This window comes from Alkalilimnicola ehrlichii MLHE-1 (assembly GCF_000014785.1).
Taxonomy (GTDB): Bacteria; Pseudomonadota; Gammaproteobacteria; order Nitrococcales; family Halorhodospiraceae; genus Alkalilimnicola; species Alkalilimnicola ehrlichii.
Genome location: NC_008340.1, coordinates 2,452,150 through 2,473,729, shown reverse-complemented (window position 1 = coordinate 2,473,729; position 21,580 = coordinate 2,452,150). Strand labels below are relative to the sequence as shown.

Below are 21,580 nucleotides of genomic sequence, written 5' to 3'. Positions count from 1 at the left end.
CCGTGCGGCCCGGGGGTCAGCCGGGGTCGTGCAGGTACAGCCGGTCGTCCTCCTCGCGCCGGGTGGGGATGGAGTGGCGGTCCAGTTCGCCGTGCAGGGTGTGGCAGAGGTCGCGGGCGAACAGCGGGTCGCCGATGTGCCAGGAGTGGGCGAAGTTGCCGAAGTAGTCCTCGCCGGGGGTGCGGCTGTCCGGGTCGATGCCGGCGAAGTAGGGGCTGCAGTCCACGTTCACCGCCTTGCGGTGGGCGTTGTCGGGCAGGCCGACCCGGCCGGCGCGGGCGCGCAGGCCGATGCGCTTGGCGTTGGAGACGCGCAGCACGCCATCGTGGCCGCTCTGGTAGTTGGTGAGCCGGGAGCAGTGGCGGTAGACGGAGACGAAGCGCGAGTCATCGGCGGCCAGGGAACTGCTGGAGACATCGGCACCGATGAGAGCGATCTGGCTGACCTTCCAGGGGCGGTTCTTGATCTCGGCGACCTCGTCGGCGTCGGCGAAGGCGTGGCGGATGACGTAGGCGCCGGTGGAGTGGCCCAGCAGGTGGACATTCAGGTCACAGCCGCGCGCCTGGCGTGTCGAGAACAGGCTGATGCAGTCGTCGGTGAGCCGCTCCGCGGTGTGCTTGGCGTAGCGGCGGTCGCGCATGTAGAGCAGCGTGGCCTCGGCGCTGGGCCAGTCGAAGCTGACCACGGTGCCCCGGTAGCCGGCCGCGTGCAGCGTCGCCTTGAGCTTGCGGTGGCGCTTGATGACGATCTCCTGGCTGTTGTTGTAGCCGTGGATGAAGACCAGGACGTTGCCGGTGGGGTTGTCGGACATGGGGTCCCTGCCGGTGGTGCCGGCGGCCATGACCGCCTCCACCCACTCGGCGCGGGGCACGGTGTGCGCGGGTTGCTGCACCTCGCCATCGGGGACGAGCAGGAACCGGGTGGGCCCCGGCGCGCGGCCGAAGACCCGCTTGCCGCTGCGGACACGGGTGTTGATGACGCAGACCACAAAGTCGTGACTCATGGGGGGGACTCCCTCCCTGGACGTGGTGGGCGGACCGGGCCGGTGGCGCGCAATGACGGCCCCGGCCGTTTCCTGGAAGGATAGCCCGCCGGGCCGGCCCTGCACTCGGTAGCGGCTTGAGCCGGTCAGTCGGTCTCCAGGCGGATACCGCGGGCCTGGGCGAACTGGCGCAGCGCCGCTACCGCCCCCTCGGGCAGGCGGAGGGTGAGGGTGACGCCCTCGCCATAGGCTACCGCCTCTACGGTCGCCTGGTGCTGTGCGGCCCAGTGACGCAGGGGCTGTTCCTGGGCGAAATCCAAGGCCAACCGGCAGCGGGTGTGCGGTTCGTGGGCGGCCAGCGGCAGCTCGGCGAGCACCTTTTGGGTGGCCCCGGCGTAGGCCCGCACCAAGCCGCCGGCCCCCAGCTTGATGCCGCCGAAATAGCGGATCACCACCACGATCACATCACCGATCCGCTTGTGCTGAATGACATTCAGGATAGGCTTGCCAGCGGTGCCCGACGGCTCGCCCGCATCGCTCATGGCGGCCGTGGTGGCGGACGCCGGGTCGCCGATCAGATAGGCCCAGCAGTGGTGGCGGGCGTCAGGGAAGTCAGTCATCGCCCGGTCCACGAAGGCCAGGGCCTGCTCGCGGCTCTCCACCCGCCCGGCGCGGGCGATGAAGCGGCTCTTCTTGACCTCCAGCTCGTGCTCCAGGGTCCGGGCGGGGGTGGGGTAGGTGTTCTCGGGCATGGACCTCACATCACCAACGTTGCATCATCTGCGGTATGGAGCGGGTCAGGATAACGCATAGTAGGGGCGGGACAGGGAAAGGCCGGTCGGTCCGGGCCGCAGAGGGATGGGCCCGCCGTGCGGCACTGCTGGCGCTGCTGGCCATCGCGACCAGTGGCTGCACCACCCTGGCTCCGTCACCGCCGGCGGATCAGAGCGATCTCTGCGAGATTTTCCGCGAGCAGCCCCGCTGGTATGACTACGCCCGCGCCTCGCAGGAACAGTGGGGCACCCCCATCGCCACACAGATGGCCTTCATCCACCAGGAGTCCTCCTTCCGCAGCCATGTGCGCCCGCCCCGGCAGCGGCTGCTCGGGTTTATCCCCTGGCGCCGGCCGTCGTCGGCCTACGGCTATGCCCAGGCCCAGGATCCGGTCTGGGGCGAATACCGCGAGGACGCCGGCAGCCTGATGGCGCGGCGCAGCCACATGAAGCACGCCACCGACTTCATCGGCTGGTATAACCGCCGCAGCCATGAGCGGCTGGGGATCTCGCTGCACAATCCGGAGCACCTCTACCTCGCCTACCACGAGGGGCCCACCGGCTACCGGCGCGGGACCTACCAAGGCAAGCCGCAGGTGCAGCGGGTGGCGCGGCAGGTGGCCCAGCGTGCTCAACGCTATCGCACCCAGTTGGCGGGCTGTGAGTCGGAGTTCCGCTGCCGCCGGTTCTACCAGTTCGGGCCGTTCTGCCGGGATTGATCCAAGGGAGATGGGGTGGCGCGGCCGGCCGCTCAGTCATCCAGGTGGTAGGTGTATTGGTAGAGGTCGCGGGGGTCCAGGGCCACCGCCACCCGTTCCGGACTGACCGCCTTGTCGATGGGTGATGTCATTTTGTCCACCACCAGCAGCCGGGGCTTGCGCAGCCGGCGCCCGGCCCCGTCGGCAAACAGCAGGGTGATCGGCTCGGCGGGCGAGGCGGTGAGTTGCACCACCACGCCGATGCCCTGATCGCGCACGCGGACGTAGGAGCCCGGGGGGAAGGGCGTCAACAGGGCGAGCAGCCGCTCCACGGCGGCCTGCTCCTCATCGGTCTCACGGCTGCCGCGCAGATCGCGCAGGGCGTCGATGGGGGTGACCACCGGCTGCCCGGACGGGGGGCAGACCTGCCCCAGGTAGGCACCGGTCACCCGGATGGCGGCGGTCAGGCGGTGAGGGAGCGGTTCCAGCCGGGCCGGCCCCGCCTCTGGATGGAGCGGCACGGCCAGGCAGGCGGCCACCGCCGCGTTGGCGGTCTCCGTCGGCTCGTCCCCGGCCTGCAACATCCCTGCCGTCAGCAGGGCCGAGCGGAACCCCAGTGCCAGGGGGTGGGGCCAGTCCAGGGGCAAATGGGCGAGGGCCAGCGCGGTGTCCAGGCTTTCGGTGGCCAGTTCGGCAATGCGGTGAGCGAGGGTGGCCAGCGGCTCGGTCTCCAGGGCATCGTCGCGCCTCAGCCGGCCGACCCCGAACAGCAGGCTCTCGACCCGGATGTCCAGCGCCTGTTGCTGCTGCCGGCGACGGTCGCTGCGGGTGTTGGACTTGGTCAGGTCCAGCTTGGGCGGCTTGGTGTCGGTGAACCCCAGGGCCAGCAGCTTGCGCCGCTGGTGGTGATTGGCCAGGGTCGCGCCCTTGGCCATCAGCAATCGGCCGTGATCGTCATAGACCGCGTAGGGGAGGGTATGGCCCACCATGAGGTCGATGGCGCGCACGCGATACCGCACCGGGCGCCCGTCCTGCCCGCTCTGGCTCTGCGTTGTTGGGGTCATGGGGTTATGCTGCCACGTTACCGCTCCGGCTGCCCGCCGGCAGCGTCAGGATCCGATGCTAGACCCTGAGTAGTGTAGTGTTTTTTGAAGGCCGTTTCCGCCGGTTCCGGCAGGCCCAGTCCGTAGCCCTGGCCGACGGTGAATCCCAATGAGCGGGCGGTGGCGAGCAGGGCTCGGTTTTCGATGCCCTCCATCACGGTGGTGATCCCTCGGCCATTGAAGAACCGGGCGATGCTCCTGAGGATGTCATTCTGGCCGCGATCGGTCTCCGTCGCCTTGAGCAGGGTCCGATCCATCTTGATCTCGGTAATGGGCAGGGCCTCGGCGCGCTCGAAACTGGCGTAACCGGTGCCGAAATCGTCCAGGGAGAGGCCGAAACCCTGGAGGCGGGTCCGGATGATGCTGGTCCGGCAGTCCAGGGACAGATCCGGGTCGTTCTCCGTGATCTCCAGGGTGATCTGCCGGGGTGCTATCCCGAATGCGGCAATATGCGCCTTGACCCGCTGGGGGAAATCGGGCTGGGAGAAAACGACCGCCGGCGCATTGACGCTGACCTTTTGGGGGGTGTCTGTCAGGCGGAAATGCTTGATCTCGCGGGCGACGGAGGTGAGCATTGACCAGAAGATGGCCTGCGCAAACCGATGGCCCTCCATGTGCTCCCGCAATTGCCCGGGCATAACCGGCGCGTCATCGGGGCTCCTTTGGTAGCGCAATAAGGCCTCGAACCCCACCCGGTGCCCGCTCTTTAGGTCGAACTGAGGCTGGTAATAGGGCCTCAGCTTCCCGGACCGGATCGCGTTCTCGAGCTCGTCTGCGGGAATGGGGGATGACACCGTTGGGTGGCGGCGGTGGCCCCGATCGGTCTTCAGGGTGTCCAAAAGGGCCTGCAAGGCTGGAAGGTCCACCGGCTTCGATAGATGCCCCAGTACCGTCAAACCCATGTCGTTCGCCAGGTCCGTGGCCGCCTGGCGCAGCCCGTCGTCGCTGCCGGAGATCAAGGCCACCGCCGTGTCGGGCGCGGCGACCCGCGCCAGATGGGCGAGCAGATCGAGCCCGTCCCCGTCGGGAAGCGAGAGATCAACCAGCACCAGATCGAAGGCCTGGCGTGTCGTTATCGCCCGGGCCTGGTTAATGGAATGGGCCTTCTGAACCTGGCTGTCAAAATTTAATAAGAACTGTTCGATTTCTTCGGCGAAATCCTTGTCGTCATCGACAACCAGTATCGTCCGGTTGGGTATGTCCAATTCCGTTCTCCCCGGAGGTGGTCTCGCAGGTCATGGAGCGGCTAATACAGGCTCTCGACCGTGGGCGCGGGCATCATGCAGCGTGGGCTATTGTAAAGTCGCGACCCATCGGCCACAACCAAACAAGGGGTAGTCTGCGAGGGTTAGTAGCAATCGATTATTACTATTTTAGGTGTGTACCCGGTAGATACCTGCGGATAATCTCCCTGTTCAATATGGCGCTGAATAATGGTGAAAAGCAGGGATGAACAGGATCACATTATACAGTTTTGTTGTCCTCCTCTCGGTCTGTATAAACGTTGGGGGGGCGGTGGCCTTTGCGGGGGAGCGGGGTGACGCGCCCCTGTTTCCGGATCTGGAGGTCTCTCTGGTTGATATGGAGGAGGGGCTCCTCCGCTACGGCCGCTCGGCCGATCCACTGGGCCTGGAACAGATCAGCGAGGGGCTGACCCGCGACGAAGTGCGCGATGCCATTGGTGAGCCCGCCGACCGGCGGCAGGTGGCCGGCAATCCGGTCTGGTTTTACGACTTCAATCTGCCCTTCCCCCGCAGTGACGACGTGGTGGTCTGCCAGTACAAGGTCCAGTTCGATCACTGGGGGCGGGTGTCCGGTTATCAGTGGCGTCGCCTGCTCTGCGAGATCATGGCCGAAAACCTCGCGCGGGAGCGCACGGTTGAGGTCGAGCGGGTCGTGTACCGGACCCTGTCGACGGACGTGCTCTTCGACTTCGACAGCGCCGTGCTGCGTGCCGAGGGGCAGGACACCATCCGCGAGGTGGCGGCAGGCCTTCAGAAGGAATTCATTGATCCGCTGGTGGTGATCGTCGGTCACACCGACCGCATTGGCGATCCTGGGTATAACCAGCGCTTGTCCGAGCGCCGCGCTGACGCGGTTATGGACGCACTCCTCAAGAATGGGTTCTCCCGCCGCGACGTGGTCGCACAGGGGCGGGGAGAAGCCGAGCCGGTGGTCTTCTGCGAGGGCGACCGGGCCACGCCGGCGCTTATTGCCTGCCTGTCGCCCAACCGCCGGGTGGAGGTGCAGGTGTTGGAGCGTGGCAACGACGAACGGTAGCGGCATCAGCTAGCGGTGTGGGCGATACCCAGGGAGGGCAGGCGCACACCGGCGGGTATAAACCATTGTCCGCGGGATAATCATCCGGCGGTTGTAATTGCATGGGGGTCAATATGCGGGGTTCCGATTCGATCACGTTGGTGGACAAGGAGAGCGGCCGGGTCACGGAGGTACCGCTGGGTTCCCTGGAGCCCATGGAGAACACGGTCGTCAAACTGCCGGTGGGGCCGGAGCAGGTGGCCGGCTTCGACAACCGCGCCGGGGATCTGGTGCTGACCCTCGCCACCGGCGAGGAAGTCATCATCCCGGGCTTTTTCGACGCCGAAGGCGTGGCGCGCAACGAACTGGTGCTGGAAGACTCCAGCGGGGTGCTCTGGTGGGGGCAGTACGAGACCCCCTGGTCGGAGTTCGCCTTTGCCGAGATCAACACGGTGGATGACCTGGTGGCCGACGATGGCGGCGGCCTGGGCGCGGCGGCCCTGGCCGGGCTCCTGGGTGCGGCGGCCCTGGCCGCCGCCGCGGGCAGCAGTTCATCCTCCTCTAGCGATGACGGTCCCCCGGACGATGACGATGACGACGACAATGGGGACGTGGGGCTGGTGGTGGAGATCACCGAGAATACCCCGCTGGCCGTTGCCGGGACCGCCTCCGATGACGCGGAAGAGGTGCAGGTCTGGGCGGAAGACGGCGAGACCCTGCTGGCCTCAGGGGCCGTGGACGGCGGGCAGTGGTCGCTGACGCCGGAATGGCTGAAAGACAATCTGGAATCCGGCATCGAATGGGATGACCACTTTTCAGAGGACGACAACCTGGCGGCCTTTAACGGTTATGTGTCGGTGACCGATGGCGAGGGTAATGTCTCGCCGCAGGTGGGCCTGGAGGTGCCTTCGTTGTGGCCCTTCGACGACGTGGCGGCGGCCAACCTGAAGTTCGGCATCGATGATCTGGAGGACCTCCTGGAGGACTCCCTGGAGCTGGACGACGTTGTCCTCCAGGGTGGGCTTCTCGGGGGGGAGGCCAGGGCCGAATCCGAGATTTTCACGGTAGGGGAGGGCCAAGTCGGCGCGATCTCCTTTACGGCCAGCAGCGGGGGGCTGCTGGCGCTGCTGGATAGCGGCTACGAAATCGACATGGTCGACGTCGCTACCGGCGATGTCATCAGCAGCACCAAACACAATGGCGGATTGTTGGGGCTTGACCTGCTGGGGCTGCTCAGTCCGGACCTGGATATCAGTGAGACGGCGATCCCCGAAGGGAGCTACCAGCTCATCCTTCACCGCAACGGGGGTGACGGCGGGCTGCTGAGCTCCAGCCATCAATTGAGCGATATCCGGGTCGACCTCTTCAACGAGGCCCTGCTTAAGGATCTGCTCGAGGGCAACCTCGATCAGGACCTGCTCGACAGCTTGGAGCTGGTTGGTGCCGACCAAGTGCCGGGTAATATCATCACCGACGTCGGTGCGGCCGGCCGGCCCGATATTGTCGCCGGCGATGAGCCGCCCACCGTCTGGGTGAAGAATGGCCAGGGTGACTGGCAGGCGGTGGAGAGTGAGACCACCATCGCCGGCCAGTGGGGCGAGCTCACCATGCAGGCGGACGGCAGTTACAGCTATCAGGTGAACGAGGACCGGGACGCCTACGGTGAGCGGGAGTCCTTCACCTACAAGCTGGTGCGGGGCGACGAGGAGAGCCCGGAGGCGGAACTCGCCTTCGGTATCGGCGGTGAGCTGGATGAGATTCCGCCGGAGCTCGAGGGCATGGGGGCTGACACGGTGGGCGGTGCGGTCGCCATGGCCGGGCTCGACGAGTTGAACGACGATCCGGAATCCCTGGTGTCGGCCAGCGACGAACCGCTGCCCGCCGAGGCGGACGTCCTGCAGGCGGACGAGCCGGCCATTGTGCCGGCCGGCGCTGCCGAGGGGGCGACGGTTGAGGGTGGTGGCGCTGCAGCGGCCGATGGGATCGCCGTGGAGGCGGAAGGCACCTTCGCCAATGATGACGATTCGTCGAACCTGCCCCTCGCGTGATGGGGCGCCGCTACCCACACCGGGCGGTGGCGCTATCTCTTGCCGCCGGCCTGGGCGGGCTGGCGGCCGGCGGTATGGTGCCGCCGGCCGCCGCCGGGGATGCCCTGGTGGCGAGCCCGGGCTCGGCCGGTCTCGGGGCCGAAGCGCCCGCCGATGGGCCCGAGCTGGTGCTGCCCGATGCCCTGAAGGCGGCCGTAGGGCATGACCCGCGCGTGGCCGAGGCCCGGGCCGAGCTGGCCCGGCGTGGCGACGAGGTGGACATGGCGCGGGCCGACCGGTGGCCACAGGTCTCCGCCAGCACCCGCAGCGAATTCAACAGCACCCTGAACCGCCACGTGCCGGTGGCCAGCGTTACCGCGTCTCAGCGGCTCTACGACTTTGGCGAGGTGGGGGGACGGGTGGACGGTGCCCGCGCCGGCGAGGTGGCGGCCCGGGCCGAGTGGCAGCAGACCGTGGAGGATGTGGCCGCGGACGCCGCCCACGCCTTCATCCAGGTGCAGCGCTACCAGGCCCTGCTGGTGGTGGCGGAGGAGCAGGTGGCCGCCATGAGTCGGCTTGAGGGGCTGATCCAGCGTCGCGCGGCAATGGGTGCCAGCACCCGGTCCGACGAACGGGAGGTGGCGGCCCGGGTGGACGCCGCCCGCCTGACCCGGGCGCAGGTCGCGACCCAACTGGCCGACGCCAGACGGGCGCTGCGCCGCCTGGTGCCCGGCCGCTACACGGTGGCCCACCGGGCCGAACCGCCGGCGCAACTGGCCGGGGCCTGCGACCGGGTGGACGTGGAGGACATCGACCACCTGCCGGAGTTGCAGGCGGCCGCCGCGCGCAGTGCCGAGGCGCGGGCGGGGGTCAAGGCGGCGCGGGCGGCCCGGTTCCCGACCCTGAGCCTGGATGTGACCTCGGACCGCTTCTTCGACAGCGACGTCCCCAATCAGACGGAGACCAGCGTGCTGCTGAACGTCCGCGCCGATCTGTTCGCCGGCGGCCGCAACCGGGCCGGGCAGTCGGCCAGCCGCCACCGACTGGCCGCCGCCGAAGCAGCGGCGGCCGGCGCCCGCCTGGACGCCGATCAACGGCTGCAACAGGCCGCTGAACAGGCGGCGGCGCTGGCGGAGCGCATGGGTGTCCTGGCGCGCCGGATCGAAACCCTGGACGAACTTCGCGATCTGCACCAGTCGCAGTACCTGCGGGCGGGCACGCGGTCGCTGATGAACCTGCTGGATGTGGAGCAGGACTACTTCCAGGCCCGTTTCGACCAGTTGGATTTACGCCACGATCAGAAAGCTCGCCAGGTGGACTGCCTGAGTGCCGTGGGGGCCCTCGGGGTCACCTTCGAGCTGGATGACCGTCGGCCGGAGGCGATTGATCTGCCGTTATGACAACCGTCGCCGCAGATTCCGAACAGGCCCGGCCGGGTATTGACCCGGACGCCTGGCTGGAGGCGTTTCTATACGTCGCCCGGGCCTACGACTGCAACTTCTCGGAGCAGAATGTCCGCGTGGCCAGCGCCTGGGAGGCGGATCGGGCGGATCCCGACCGGCTGCTGGCGCGGATGGCCGGGCAGCTCGGGCTGAAGCTGCACGCCCACGACGAGGCGCCGGACTGGGAGCGGTTGTCGCCCTGGCGCCTGCCGCTGGTGCTCGCCTTCGCCGACGGGCGGGTCGGGGTGCTGGAGGGGCGCAGCCGGGATGGACGGGGTTGGCAGGTGGCGTTCTCCGGCGAGGGCGGCCTGCCCACGCCGGTCTCTGTCGCCCAGTTGCGCGAGGGGGTGGTGCGGGTCCTGGTCCCCCGCCCGGCCCGCAACGCCGCCGACCCGCGGATCGACGAGTATATCCAGCCCTACCGCCCACACTGGTTCCGTTCCATCATCTTCGACCGGATCCGGCCCTACGGCCACGTGATGCTCGCCTCCCTGTTGGCGAACACCCTGGCCCTGGCGGGGCTCATATTCGCCATGCAGGTCTACGATCGGGTGATCCCGGTCGGCTCGCTGCCCACCCTCTATGTCCTGTTCAGCGGGGTCCTGCTGGCGCTGCTGTTCGAGCTGTCCATGCGGGTGGCGCGGGTCAGTCTGATCGACCTGCTGGGCAAGCGGGCGGATCTGCGCATCTCCGACCGGGTCTTCGGCCATGCCCTGCGCATAAAGAACACCCAGCGGCCGGGCTCCACCGGCACCTTCATCTCCCAGCTTCGGGAGCTGGACCGGGTCCGCGACTTCATGACCTCCACCACCGTCTCGGTGCTGGCGGATCTGCCCTTCTTTCTGCTCTTTCTGGCGGTCTTCTGGTACGTGGCCGGGAGCCTGGTGCTCATCCCGCTGGTGGCGTTGCTGGTGCTGGTGGTGCCGGGGCTGCTGGCCCAGGGGCGGCTGCACCGGTTGGCCCGTGAGGCCATCCGCGAGTCCTCCCTGCGCAACGCCATGCTGGTGGAGTCGGTGCAGGGGCTGGACGATATCAAGACCCTGCAGGCCGAGCCGCGGTTTCAGAACCAGTGGAACCACTTCAACGGCGTCACCACCGACGTCAACCTGCGGCTGCGCTTTCTCACCAATTCCCTGACCGCCTGGGCGCAGACGGTGCAGACCGGCTCCTTCGCCGTGGTCGTCCTCTTCGGGGCCCCGATGGTAATGGCGGGCGACCTGACCACCGGTACCCTGGTGGCCGCCTCCATCCTCGCCTCGCGCATGCTGGCGCCCATGGGTCAGCTGAATCAGGTACTGAGCCGCTGGCAGCATGCGCGCGTGGCGTTGCAGGGGCTGGACCAGATCATGCAACGCCCGGTGGACCACCCGGAGGAGGCCCGCCGGGTCCATCGGGTGGCGCTGGAGGGGGCCTATCGGCTGGAAAAGGCGGCCTTCCGCTACAGCGCGGATGACGCCGGCACCGCGCTGGAGGTGGCGCGGTTACGGATCGAGCCGGGTGAGCGGGTCGGCCTGGTGGGGCGGAACGGTGCGGGCAAGTCCACCCTGATCCAGGCGCTCTCCGGGCTGCTCGAGCCGGCCGAGGGCGAGCTGCGCCTGGACGGTGTGCGCCTGGGCCAGCTCGACCCGGCCGATGTGCGCCGTGACGTGGGGGTGCTGACCCAGCAGGCCCGCCTGTTTTATGGCACGGTCCGCGACAACCTGCTGCTGGGCGCGCCGCGGGCCAGCGACGAGGCGTTGCTGGCGGCCCTGCGGGCGGTGGGCGGCGAGGAGGTCTTCCAGAACCTGCCCAACGGCCTGGATCACACCGTCAAGGAGGGGGGGCAGGGGCTGTCCGGCGGGCAGCGCCAGTTGCTGCTGGTGGCCCGGTTGCTGCTGCGCGAGCCACGCATCCTCCTGTTGGATGAGCCGACCACGGCGCTGGACGACAGCGCGGAGCGGCGGGTCATCGACCATCTGGATGAATTCGCCCGGGGCCGCACCCTGGTGGTCGCCACCCACCGGCGCAATGTCCTGCGGCTGGTGGACCGGGTGATTGTCGTCGATGGCGGGCGGGTGGTATTGGATGACACCCGGGACCGGGCCCTGCGGCGCCTGGCCGGGCAAACCAACGACAATGGCAGGGAAAGGCGTCGTCATGCATGAGGGCGCGGTAACCGGGAAACGGCCGCTCTGGCGCTGGGCCCTGGCCCGGCTCTGGCATGGTCCGGATCGCGCAGCCGGCGCTTCGGCACCGGCCTGGTCGGGTGGCATCGGCGGCTTGGAGCCGGCGGAGGACGCAAGGGTGGCCCGGCGGATCGGGCGTTTTATCGGTCTGGTGGGCCTGTTTGTGGGTGCCTTTGTCGTCTGGGCCTATTGGGCGGAACTGGCCGAGGTCTCCAGTGGCCAGGCGACGGTGGTACCCAGCCGCGGCACCCAGGTGATCCAGTCCCTGGAGGGCGGGATCCTCCAGGAGCTGCTGGTGGCCGAGGGGGAGATGGTGGAGCCGGGGCAACCGCTGGCGCGCCTGGACCCGACCCGCACCCAGGCCGACATGGACGAGGTGATCGCCCGCTACCAGGGGGCGCTGGCGCGAAAGGCGCGGCTGGAGGCGGAACTGGCCGGTGAGGGCGAGATCCGGTTTCCCGAAGAGCTGGACCTCGCCTCGGAGGTGGTGGCCGCCGAGCGAACCCTGTTCGAGGCGCGCCGTGCGCATCTGGAGCGCACTGAGCAGGACATCCGGACATCGCTGCAGCTGGTCGGTAACGAACGCTCGATCACCGAGGAGCTGGTCCGTGCGGGTGCGGCGAGCGAGGTGGAGTTGCTGCAGCTGCGCCGCTCCGAGGCGGATTTGCGCCGGGAGTTGAATCAATTGCGTAACGAGTTCCGGGTGCGCGCGCGCCAGGACCTGGCAGAGACCCGCACCGAGGTGGAGGCGTTGCGCTCCAGCCTGCGCGGTCACGAGGACACCCGTCAGCGCCAGACCCTGCGCTCGCCGGTGCGCGGCCGGGTGCAGAACCTGGCGGTCACCACCATCGGCGGCGTGCTGGCTCCCAACGGCGAGTTGATGGAGATCGTGCCCCAGGACGGGGAGTTGCGGATCGAGGCCCGCATCTCGCCCCGGGACATCGCCTACATCCACCCCGGTCAGCGCGCCCAGGTGAAGATCACGGCCTACGATTACGCTATCTACGGCGGCTTGGAGGGCGAGGTGGTGAACATCTCACCCGATACCGAGCGCGACGAGATCAACCCCGAGGAGGTCTATTACAAGGTCTTCATTCACACCGACAGCGATGAGCTGGTGGTGGAGAACGGTCAGCGTTTCCCCATCTCCCCCGGCATGGTGGCGGAGGTGGATATCGAGACCGGCCAGCGCACGGTCTTGCAGTATATTATAAAGCCCTTTAACCGGGCGCGGGAGGCCTTGCGGGAGCGGTGAATCGGGCGGGAGAAACGCTGGCTCAGGGGCGACGGGCGCACAATCTGCGTGGCTAATTGTCGCAGGCATCCGTTTTGGTAGTGCGGGCGGGCATGGACGGCTTCGCTGTGGTGATTTGACGCACCGATGGTCTATTTCATTTGGCTGCGGTTAATCGCCGCGTCGCCGGTTATTGCAACCAGGTCAGCCAGACGATATAGCCAAGCAGGCCGGCACACAGGCCGACGCCAAAGGGCAGCCGGGCCTCGCGCGGCCCGGGGAGGCGCTGAAGCGAACAGCGTAAGGGCCCGGGCAGGCCCGGCCACGGTGCCAGCCGGGTGGCCAGGATCAGCGCCAGGAAGAGGCCCGTGACCGTAAAGGCCGCGACCACGAAACTGCTCAGTACCGCCGGGTGCCCCCCCAGCAGGCCAATCGCCAGCAGCAGCTTGACGTCCCCGCCGCCCAGCTTGCCCAGGGCAAAGCCCGGCAGGGTCAGCACCAGGGCGATGGCGGCGCCTGCCGCCACTGCGCCCCAGGGCAGCTCACCCAGCGCGGCGGTCTGGGTGACCACCGCGTAGGCCAGCCCGGCCAGGGCGGCCGGGAGGGTCAGCAGGTTGGGGATGCGGCGATGGCGGGCATCCCAGTACCCGGTCAGGCTGCACCAGACCGCAATGGCGGTGGTGGAGATCATTAATCGCCATTGCCGTTGGCACCGGTCAAGGCATTGAGGATGTCGTTAAAAATGCCGGTGATCGCGTCGCGGACCGGCCCGACGAACGCCACAAGGGCAACCGCCACCATCGCCGCAATCAGGGCATACTCGATGGCGGAGGCGCCCTCTTCGTCTTTCCACAGCTTTAGCAGGAACTTCTTCATCGGTACGTTCTCCGGCAGGGATGGGTGAGACTATATAGAAAGCTTAGCAAGCCGCGGGTTTTTCCACAATTACTATTATTATGTGCTCGTGGGGTGAAATTGGGCAGTGCCCGCATCGGTTTTGTGTCGACCGAGTCAATGCGTAGAATAGAACTAGTCCCTTCTTGTATTGCCAATAAACCCTGCGGCCGTCATGATTACTATTCGTTTGGTCTTGCCGCCTCCGGTGGTCGGGCGGTCATCCGTTTCTGCCTTGGGGGGATAGTTAGGCGCTATGAACAGCCGGGTTCTGATCGTACTGGCGATTGTTTTTATCGGGGCGGCACTGGTGGTGGGCTGGTGGGGCATCAGCCTGGTCACCGATGACGAGTCCGAAATCCGCATTGACGAGGTCACCGACGTCCCCGAGCCCGATGAGCCTCGGCCGGATGAGGATGGGCATCCGGTGGTGTTCGCAGTCACGGAGCTGGAGCCGGGGCAGTTGGTCGGCGAAGCGGATATCCATACCGAGACCCTGCGGCGGGTCCCGCCGCTGGCCTTTTCCGACCCCGAAGAGGTGATCGGGCTGCGGGTTGAGGCCCCGATCCAGGAGGGCGAGCTGCTCACCGCGCCGCGCTTCTCCGTGGCCAGCCAGGTCAGCCGCGGGCTGCTGCCCGGCGAGCGGGCGGTGGCCATCAGTGTCGACGACGTGATCGGGGTCGGCGGCTACCTGTCGCCGGGCGATCGCGTCGATGTCATGCTCTACCTGAGTCAGCGCGGCGTGGGCGAGATCGGCCGCCTGCTGCACCCCAATATCCGCGTGCTGGCCTACGGCGAGGACCTGGCGATTCCCCCGGACGGCGTGGTCGACCGGCGCGACGAGGAGGGCACTCAGCGCCAACGGGGCGCGCGCACGGCGGTCCTCGCCCTGCCGGAGGAGGACGTCGCCACCCTGCTGCTGGCGGACAGCGCCGGGACCCTCCGTCTCGCCGCCCGGCCGGCCATCGAGCGGCGTCCCGATTTCGATCCGGAGGCCTTCGAGGCGGAATGGGGGACGGAGCCGGCGGAGCGCTTCGCCCGCCTCCGCACCCTGCACAGTCCCGACGACCCGCGGGCCTGGGGCCGCGTCGCGCTGACCGACCTGCTGCCCGTGGAGGCGGTGGCGGATGAGCCCGCGCCGGAGCCGCCGCCGGTTTACCTGCACCGCGGCACGCAGCGGGAGACGGTCCGCCCGGGCCAAAATTAAACCAATTGGGGGCGAAACGGTGCGCATGTTCAAGCTGACCGCAATGATTCCCGGCCCTGCCCGGCAGGGCCTGCTCGGTGTCCTGGTCCTAGGGCTGATGCTGGGGGGGATATCCGGCAACGTGGCCCAGGCCGGCTGCGACCGGGTCAACAGCGTGTTGCCCCACGTCAAGCACCTGGACGCCGGGGTCCACAAGCGGTTGACCTTCCCCACCCGGGTGACCCGAGTGGCGGTGGGTGACCCGGACGTGGCGGACCTGGAGATTATCGGCGACCGCGAACTGCTGTTGACCGGTGTCGATGGCGGGTTGACCTCGGTCTATGTCTGGACCACCTGCAACGACCGGCCTGATCGGACGCTGGTGATCGTCAGTGCCCGGGAGGCGCTCCAGGTGCACGAGGCGGAGGGCAGCCGCGACCAGGTGGCGGACCTGCCCATGCAGGTCCAGGCCGATATCCGCCTGGTGGAGGTCAGCCGCTCCAAGTTGCGCGAGATGGGGGGCTCCATCCTAGGCCGGCGCGGCAGCGCCAACTTCCTGTTCGGCGGCCCGGGGTCGGTGAGCGGCTCGGTTGCCCCCGGCGGCGTGGGCGACGCCAACGTGGGGCTGCCCGCCTCCGACTCGGGGTTCAACATCTTCTACGGCGGTGGCGGCAGTCGCTTCCTCTCGATGATCAACGCCCTGGAGGCCAACGACTTCGCCTACACCCTGGCGGAGCCCAGCCTGGTGGCCCTGAGCGGTCAGAGCGCGACCTTCCATGCCGGTGGCGAGTTCCCGGTGCCGGTACCCAGCTCTGGCTCGGACACCATCAACATCCGCTTCAAGGAGTTCGGTGTCCGGGTCTCGTTCACGCCCACCGTCATCGACGGCGACCGCCTGACCCTGAAGGTGGCGCCGGAGGTCAGCGAACTGGACGATACCTCCGGAATCGAGATTGCCGGCACGCGGGTGCCCGGCCTGCGGGTGCGCCGCACCGATACCACGGTGACCCTGGGGGATGGGGAGAGCTTTGTCATCTCCGGCTTGGTGAGTAATCACATGGCCTCCCAGGTGGACAAGTTCCCGGGGCTGGGCAACATCCCCGTGCTCGGTGCCTTCTTCCGCTCTTCGCGGGTGAGCGAGGAGGACCGCGAACTGCTGATGATCGTCACCCCGCACCTGGTGCAGCCGCTGGCGCGGGACGCCGAGCAGCCGCCCCTGCCCGGCGAGGACCTGCGGGACTACCGCCCCAGTTGGACCGAGCAGTTCTTCCTGGAGGACGGCAGCTTTGAATCAGGCCGCTCCGGCGGCGGGGGGCGTGGCCATGGCGAATGAGGTGGCGGCGACCCAGGGCGCCCATCGGTTCGTGGCCGCCCTGCCGGAGGGGCGGGCGCTGGAATGGCTGAAGCTCAGCCTGGGGGAGATGGGCACGGTGGTGCCGGCGGAGACCGGTAACCTGGAGGAGATCCGCGGGGTGTTGGACCTGACCGACACACCGCTGCTCTTCGTCTGGATGGACCGCCACAACCTGGCACAGTCCGCAGCCCTGGTGGAGGGTATCCTCGACGTCAAGTCCTTGATCACCGTGATTGCGGTGGGGGAGGGGGTGCACCAGGACGAACTGCTGGCGGCCATGCGGGCGGGGGCGCGGGACTTTCTCACCGTGGGCACCCGGGCCAGCGAGGTGCGGGCCCTGATCCGCCGGGCCCTGGACAAGGCCCCGGTGCAGCCCAGCGATGCCGCCGACAAGGGGCGGGTCTGGGCGGTCATGAACGCCCGGCCCAGCATGGCCAACGCCTTTTTCTGCACCCATTTGGCCCAGGCCATCCAGCGGGACAGCCGGGATGCCCAGGTCCTGTTGCTGGACCTGGCGATCCCGCCGGCCGACTCCCTCGCCCTGCTCAACCTCAAGTCCTCCTTCTCCTTTTTCGATGCGGTCCGCAATCTGAAGCGGCTGGACCGGACCCTGCTGGTGAACGCCCTGCCCACCCACGCCACGGGGCTGCAGGTGCTCTCCATGCCGGACTCCTTCGAGGACGAGGAAGAGGAGGTGAGCACCGCCGAGCTCTATCTGCTCCTGGGCTCGCTGAAGCGCTACTACAGCCACCTGGTGGTGAACCTGGGTGGGTTGCCCGCCGGCGGGTTCCTGAATGTCATGCTGAGTGGTGCGGACGAGGTGTTGCAGGTGGTGGACCAGAGCATCCCCAGTTGCCAGCAGAACCTGCGCCGGATCCGCCAGGTGGAGGACAGCGGGGTGCGCATCGAGTCTCGGCATATCGTGGTGGACCGTTACCAGCACCGGCAGGCCCCCAAGGCCGAAATGGTGGCCGACCGTATGGGCGCACCGCTGGCGGCGGTCCTGCGCACCGGGGACGGTCAGCGGCTGCGGGCCATCAACCTGGGCAAGACCCTGCTGGAGCTGGCCCCCTCCGACCCCTATGCGCGGGAGGTGCAGAGCCTGGCCCGGCAGTTGCTGCAGGGCGATGAGGTGAGGGCCCGCAAGGGCGGGCTGGCGCGGCTGAAGCGGCTGCTGGGAGGCCGGTGATGAAAGTGGGGATGTACGGCAAGCGCATCGCGCTGCGGCAGAAAGCCGATGAGCAGAACCTCAAACTGCGGCTGCACCGGTATCTCATCGACGCCATTGAGGAGGACGGGGTCGACCTAGCCACCTGGGTGCGGCCCGCCATCCTGGAATACGTCCGCGAGAAGGTGGGCGGGTACGTGGCCAGCCACCGGCTGGCCGTCAGCCGCCAGGACCTGGACCGGCTCGCGGAGGACATCGCCGATGAGCTCTGCGGCCTCGGGCCGCTGCAGACCCTGCTGGCCGACCCCTCGATCTCCGAGGTGTTGGTGAACGGTCCCGAGCACATCATCGTGGAGCGCGACGGCAAGCTGTTCGAGACCGACCACCGATTCATCGACGACGACCACGTCAAGCGGGTCATCGACCGGATCCTCGCCCCCCTGGGCCGGCGGTTGGACGAGGCCAGCCCGATGGTCGACGGCCGTCTCCCAGACGGCAGCCGGGTCAACGCGGTGATCCCACCGGTGGCGCTGGACGGCCCCTGCGTCTCCATCCGCAAGTTCGCCGCGGACCCCCTGCGGGGCAATGACCTGATCGCCTACAAGACGCTGGACGAGGGCCTGTTGGCCTTCCTGCGCAACGCGGTGGAGCAGCGCGCCAACATCCTCATCAGCGGCGGGACGAGCACCGGGAAGACCACGCTGCTCAATGTCATGAGCGGCTATGTGGGTGCGACGGAGCGCATTGTCACCATTGAGGACACCGCCGAGTTGCAGCTTCACCATAGCCACGTGGTTCGGCTGGAGACCCGGCCGCCCAACGTCGAGGGCTATGGGGAGATCACCGCCCGGGACCTGGTCAAGAACGCCCTGCGCATGCGCCCGGACCGCATCATCCTCGGTGAGGTGCGCGGCGATGAGGTGGTCGAGGTGATGCAGGCAATGAACACCGGCCACGACGGCTCCATGTCCACGGTGCACGCCAACAACGCCACCGATGCGCTGCTGCGTATGGAGATGCTGTTCGGCATGGCGGGGCGGCAGATGTCTGAGGTCACGGTGCGCCGCATGATCGGCGCCGCCGTAGACCTGATCGTCCAGTTGGTCCGGCTCAGGGACGGAACCCGCTGTATCAGCGAGGTGCGGGAGCTGGTGACGGTGCGGGACGGTAACTTCGTCACCACGGTCCTGTATGAACGGGACGCGGAGAGCGGACAGTTTGTGCGCAGGGACGACCCGGTCTCCAACCCGAAGCTTCAGGCCCTCAACGCCCCCGCCCGGCGGGAAGGCCCCCGGGTGGGGACCCGGTGGGCAGCCCCACGCACCCGGCATGAGTGAGGCCCGGTCATGGTAGCGGAGCGTTACATCCTGCTGGTGCTGGCCCTCGGTCTGGCGGCGACCGGGAGTGTGCTGCTGTACCTCGCCAGCCGGAGGCGGGACCTGGAGACCGTCGATGAGCGGATCGATGAGTTCGTGGCGGCCCCCCGGAGCCTACCGCGACGGGGGGTATTGACCCGTTTCCTGATGCGGGCCGGGTTCTCCGGCCGGATCAGCGGCCTTTACGTTGCCCTGGCGGTGCTGCTGTTGGTCGGTCTGGCGGGGGTGTATATCGCCGGGGCCCGGGGCGGGGTCGTCAGCCTCCTGATTGCCCTGGCGGCGGCCTACCTGGTGGTCTACTGGCGCGGCCAGCGGCGGCTCCGGGCGATGGAGGCCCAGTTGCCCGGCTTCGTCGAGCACATCATCCGCAGCCTGCAGGCCGGGCGCACCCTGTCGGTGGCGGTGGCGGCCGCCACCCGGGAGATGCGCCCGCCGGTGGCCGAGGTCATGCAGCGGGTCCAGCGGGAGGTGGATATGGGTGCAAGCCTCAGCGATGCCCTGCAGGGGGCCGCCGATATCTACCGGGTGGACGCCCTGCAGCTGGTGGCCATCGGCGTCCGTATCAACCTGCGCTACGGCGGCAGCGCCATCCAGTTGATGGAGCAGGTGGTCACTCTGCTGCGCCAACGGGAGCGTGCCCGCCGGGAACTGAAGGCAATGACCGGCGAGACCCGTATCAGCGCTGGCGTTCTGGCCATACTGCCGGTGGGGGTCGGGGGTTACACGGTGATGATGAACCCGGACTACTACGCGACCATGCTGGAATCCACCGTGGGCGTCTGGCTGCTGGGTGGGGCCATGGCCTGGCAAGTGCTTGGCATCTTCTTGATCTGGCGCATGGTGAAATCGTTATGACAGGGGGAGCGCCGGCATGATGGTCTGGCTGTTCGTTGCCTCCCTGGTGTTGTTCGCGGCCGGGTTGGCCTTGGTGGTCTGGCCCCTGTGGCGCCGCTCACAGGAGTACGGCCGTGTGGAGGGCCGGCTGATGGGCACCGCCCGGGGCGGCGGGCGGGATTGGGATGAACCGGTGGACGGGCGATCCGGCGCGCACACCCTCTGGCGCCGGTTGGCGGCCGGACGCGGGGCCGCCCCAGCCCTCGCGCAGGACCCGGTCTTGGCGCGCCGCCTTCGGCAGTGGGGTCTGCGGCGGGCCGGAGACCGGGCGGCGGTGGCCCTGCTGGTCCAGGCGCTGCCCTGGGTGGTGGTGGCCGGCGGGCTGGGCTTTGTCTGGATCAGCCGCGGGGCCTTGACCGGTGAGGATGTCGGACTGCTGGCGTTGCTGGGCCTGGCCGCGCTGTTCCTGCCCAAGCGGGTGGTGGCCGGTCTCGCCTCGGCGCGCCAGATGCGCATCGGTGAACAGGTGACGACGGCCGTGCAGATCCTGCGCATGCTGCTGGATTCCGGCCAGTCGGTGCAGCATGCCCTGGGCATGGTGGCGGTGGAGGGCCGGGAGCTGATGCCGGACCTGAGCCGGGAGCTCGACCTGGCCCTGAACCGGGCCCGGAGTGGTGAGGGTCTGGTGGAGGTGCTCGATGGCCTGGCCCGGGACCTGGAGGTACCGGAGCTGGACGATACGGTGTTGATCTTGAAGCAGGTGGTGGAGCAGGGCGGCAATGTGGATGAGCCGCTGACCCGGCTGGCGGAGTTGATCAACGACCGGCAGCGTACCCGGACCCAGGAGAAGGTCACCAAGATGTCGGCCAAGATGAGCGTGGTGATGATGCTGTTTCTCTTCCCCGCCCTGCTGGTCGTCCTGGCAGCGCCCGGGCTCATCAGTCTGGTAGGGGCCCTGGGAGGTGTGGGTGACTGACTTTCGACAATGGCTCACAGGGCTGGGGGCGGCGCTGCTGCTCTCCGGCTGTGCGGCGCTGGGCCCGAACGCGGACGACGCCCGCCCCGGGGCGGGCGAATGCCGGTCCGACCTGGACCCGGAGCAGCGCATGGCCATGGAGGAGGCGGAGCAGCTGATGGCCCGGGGGCAGGCCTATGCCGCCCTCGCACACCTGGATGGCCTGGGCGGCGGGTCGGCCGAGATCCGGCTGGCCAAGGCGCAGATCCTCAGCCAGATGGGGCGGGCGGAGGCGCGGGACCATTTCCACGCCGTCGAGAACGACGCCTGCCTCCGGGGGGCGGCCCGCCATGGCCTGGGGGTGCTGGCCATCCGGGAGGGCGATTATGCGCGCGCGGCCGAGGCACTGGCCGCCGCCCGGCGCGATCTGCCCCGGGTGGCCCAGGTACGCAACGACTACGGCTTCGTGCTCCTGATGCTGGGCCGGGACAGCGAGGCGGAGTTCGAGCTGCGCAGCGCCCTGGAGTTGAGCGAGGGGCATGAGCAGCCACTGGAAAACCTGATGCTGCTCTATCTCAGCCAGGACAACATCCCCCGGCTGAATGCGTTGCTGCAGCGTTACGACGTGGACCAGACCCTGGTGGCCCGGCTCAACGAGCGCCTGCCGCGCCTGGAGCAGGCGCGGGCCCGGGCGCAACGGGGCGAGCGGGTGACGGAACCGGTCCAAGGCGTATCCGAAGCCCCGGACTTGGGGTTGCCTTCCGATTGATCAGCGAGGTCTTGCATGATGTCACAGCGAGTCAATGAACAGCCGCGATGGCGTTGGTGCTGGCCGGCGGTGCTGGTGCTGTTCCTAACCGGTCCGGTACTGGCCGACGGGGCGGCGGAGGAAGCGGAGTCGGCCGTCCGGTCGTCCCCGGAACGGGCGGGGGAGCAGACCCGTGCCTGGCTGGCGCTGCAGCGGGACGGTGACCAGGCCTCGACCTATGTGCAGGGCCTGCCGGAGGCGGCCCGCACCCGTGCGTTGCGGCGTTATCTGGACAGCTTCACCCACCCGATCCCCGAAACCTATTTCGACCGCGACTCCTTCGGGGTCGACTAAAAGGCGCGGGCGCCCGCGCAGGAGCCTG

The 21,580-nt window shown here is 68.3% G+C and carries 20 protein-coding genes; 14 read left to right on the top strand and 6 right to left on the bottom strand.

Annotation, left to right across the window (positions count from 1 at the left end):
* Positions 1-16 precede the first annotated feature (16 nt).
* Together MLG_RS11025 and MLG_RS11020 are read right to left on the bottom strand one after the other, a co-directional pair.
* A complete protein-coding gene (locus MLG_RS11025; protein WP_011629911.1) occupies positions 17-1,003 on the bottom strand; it encodes an alpha/beta fold hydrolase in 987 nt (328 codons plus the stop codon).
* Between the two features lie 125 nt (positions 1,004-1,128).
* Positions 1,129-1,734, bottom strand: a complete 606-nt coding sequence (locus MLG_RS11020; RefSeq protein ID WP_011629910.1) for an IMPACT family protein — start codon at positions 1,732-1,734, stop codon at positions 1,129-1,131.
* Between the two features lie 35 nt (positions 1,735-1,769).
* On the opposite strand from MLG_RS11020, the gene MLG_RS11015 reads away from it, so the two are divergent.
* Positions 1,770-2,474: a transglycosylase SLT domain-containing protein gene (locus tag MLG_RS11015; protein ID WP_011629909.1), complete on the top strand. Its 705-nt coding sequence runs from the start codon at positions 1,770-1,772 to the stop codon at positions 2,472-2,474.
* Between the two features lie 32 nt (positions 2,475-2,506).
* On the opposite strand, the gene MLG_RS11010 is transcribed toward MLG_RS11015, so the two are convergent.
* Complete coding sequence (locus tag MLG_RS11010; RefSeq protein WP_011629908.1) at positions 2,507-3,517, bottom strand: hypothetical protein; 1,011 nt, start codon at positions 3,515-3,517, stop codon at positions 2,507-2,509.
* Between the two features lie 17 nt (positions 3,518-3,534).
* Positions 3,535-4,761, bottom strand: a complete 1,227-nt coding sequence (locus MLG_RS11005; protein WP_011629907.1) for an EAL domain-containing response regulator — start codon at positions 4,759-4,761, stop codon at positions 3,535-3,537.
* 244 nt (positions 4,762-5,005) lie between these two features.
* Between MLG_RS11005 and MLG_RS11000 the strand changes: the two genes are divergently transcribed.
* The 5 genes from MLG_RS11000 (at position 5,006) to MLG_RS10980 (ending at position 12,704) form a co-directional block, all read left to right on the top strand.
* Positions 5,006-5,836, top strand: coding sequence for an OmpA family protein (locus MLG_RS11000; RefSeq protein WP_011629906.1), 831 nt, complete (start codon positions 5,006-5,008; stop codon positions 5,834-5,836).
* Between the two features lie 113 nt (positions 5,837-5,949).
* Positions 5,950-7,863 carry a BapA/Bap/LapF family prefix-like domain-containing protein gene (locus tag MLG_RS10995; RefSeq protein ID WP_011629905.1) on the top strand — a complete coding sequence of 638 codons (1,914 nt, stop codon included), beginning with the start codon at positions 5,950-5,952 and terminating at the stop codon, positions 7,861-7,863.
* A gap of 26 nt (positions 7,864-7,889) precedes the next feature.
* The gene (locus tag MLG_RS15885; RefSeq protein WP_198003226.1) at positions 7,890-9,242 is read left to right on the top strand and encodes a TolC family protein; all 1,353 of its coding nucleotides are present in this window, start codon (positions 7,890-7,892) and stop codon (positions 9,240-9,242) included.
* Positions 9,239-11,428 carry a type I secretion system permease/ATPase gene (locus MLG_RS10985; RefSeq protein WP_011629903.1) on the top strand — a complete coding sequence of 730 codons (2,190 nt, stop codon included), beginning with the start codon at positions 9,239-9,241 and terminating at the stop codon, positions 11,426-11,428. Before MLG_RS15885 ends, MLG_RS10985 begins: the two co-directional genes overlap by 4 nt.
* The gene (locus MLG_RS10980; protein ID WP_011629902.1) at positions 11,421-12,704 is read left to right on the top strand and encodes an HlyD family type I secretion periplasmic adaptor subunit; all 1,284 of its coding nucleotides are present in this window, start codon (positions 11,421-11,423) and stop codon (positions 12,702-12,704) included. Before MLG_RS10985 ends, MLG_RS10980 begins: the two co-directional genes overlap by 8 nt.
* Before the next feature lie 169 nt (positions 12,705-12,873).
* Here MLG_RS10980 and MLG_RS10975 read toward each other — a convergent pair whose 3' ends face one another.
* Both MLG_RS10975 and MLG_RS10970 read right to left on the bottom strand, forming a co-directional pair.
* Complete coding sequence (locus tag MLG_RS10975; protein WP_011629901.1) at positions 12,874-13,374, bottom strand: prepilin peptidase; 501 nt, start codon at positions 13,372-13,374, stop codon at positions 12,874-12,876.
* On the bottom strand, positions 13,374-13,559 hold the full coding sequence (locus tag MLG_RS10970; protein WP_011629900.1) for a Flp family type IVb pilin: 186 nt from the start codon (positions 13,557-13,559) through the stop codon (positions 13,374-13,376). The genes MLG_RS10975 and MLG_RS10970 overlap by 1 nt, the downstream gene beginning before the upstream one ends.
* 274 nt (positions 13,560-13,833) lie before the next feature.
* Here MLG_RS10970 and cpaB point away from each other — a divergent pair, with 274 nt between their 5' ends.
* The 8 genes from cpaB to MLG_RS10930 are packed head-to-tail and all read left to right on the top strand — an operon-like array spanning position 13,834 to position 21,552.
* Positions 13,834-14,784 (top strand): Flp pilus assembly protein CpaB, encoded by a 951-nt coding sequence (cpaB, locus tag MLG_RS10965; RefSeq protein ID WP_011629899.1) that lies wholly within the window; start codon positions 13,834-13,836, stop codon positions 14,782-14,784.
* Between the two features lie 25 nt (positions 14,785-14,809).
* Positions 14,810-16,096 carry a type II and III secretion system protein family protein gene (locus tag MLG_RS10960; protein ID WP_011629898.1) on the top strand — a complete coding sequence of 429 codons (1,287 nt, stop codon included), beginning with the start codon at positions 14,810-14,812 and terminating at the stop codon, positions 16,094-16,096.
* A complete protein-coding gene (locus tag MLG_RS10955) occupies positions 16,086-17,306 on the top strand; it encodes an AAA family ATPase (RefSeq protein ID WP_011629897.1) in 1,221 nt (406 codons plus the stop codon). Before MLG_RS10960 ends, MLG_RS10955 begins: the two co-directional genes overlap by 11 nt.
* Positions 17,306-18,622 carry a CpaF family protein gene (locus MLG_RS10950; protein WP_011629896.1) on the top strand — a complete coding sequence of 439 codons (1,317 nt, stop codon included), beginning with the start codon at positions 17,306-17,308 and terminating at the stop codon, positions 18,620-18,622. The genes MLG_RS10955 and MLG_RS10950 overlap by 1 nt, the downstream gene beginning before the upstream one ends.
* Positions 18,623-18,631: 9 nt before the next feature.
* Complete coding sequence (locus MLG_RS10945; protein WP_011629895.1) at positions 18,632-19,516, top strand: type II secretion system F family protein; 885 nt, start codon at positions 18,632-18,634, stop codon at positions 19,514-19,516.
* Positions 19,517-19,532: 16 nt separating this feature from the next.
* A complete protein-coding gene (locus MLG_RS10940) occupies positions 19,533-20,471 on the top strand; it encodes a type II secretion system F family protein (RefSeq protein ID WP_011629894.1) in 939 nt (312 codons plus the stop codon).
* Positions 20,464-21,219, top strand: coding sequence for a tetratricopeptide repeat protein (locus tag MLG_RS10935; RefSeq protein WP_232209250.1), 756 nt, complete (start codon positions 20,464-20,466; stop codon positions 21,217-21,219). Before MLG_RS10940 ends, MLG_RS10935 begins: the two co-directional genes overlap by 8 nt.
* Positions 21,220-21,234: 15 nt before the next feature.
* Positions 21,235-21,552 carry a DUF3613 domain-containing protein gene (locus MLG_RS10930; protein ID WP_011629892.1) on the top strand — a complete coding sequence of 106 codons (318 nt, stop codon included), beginning with the start codon at positions 21,235-21,237 and terminating at the stop codon, positions 21,550-21,552.
* Positions 21,553-21,580 lie beyond the last annotated feature (28 nt).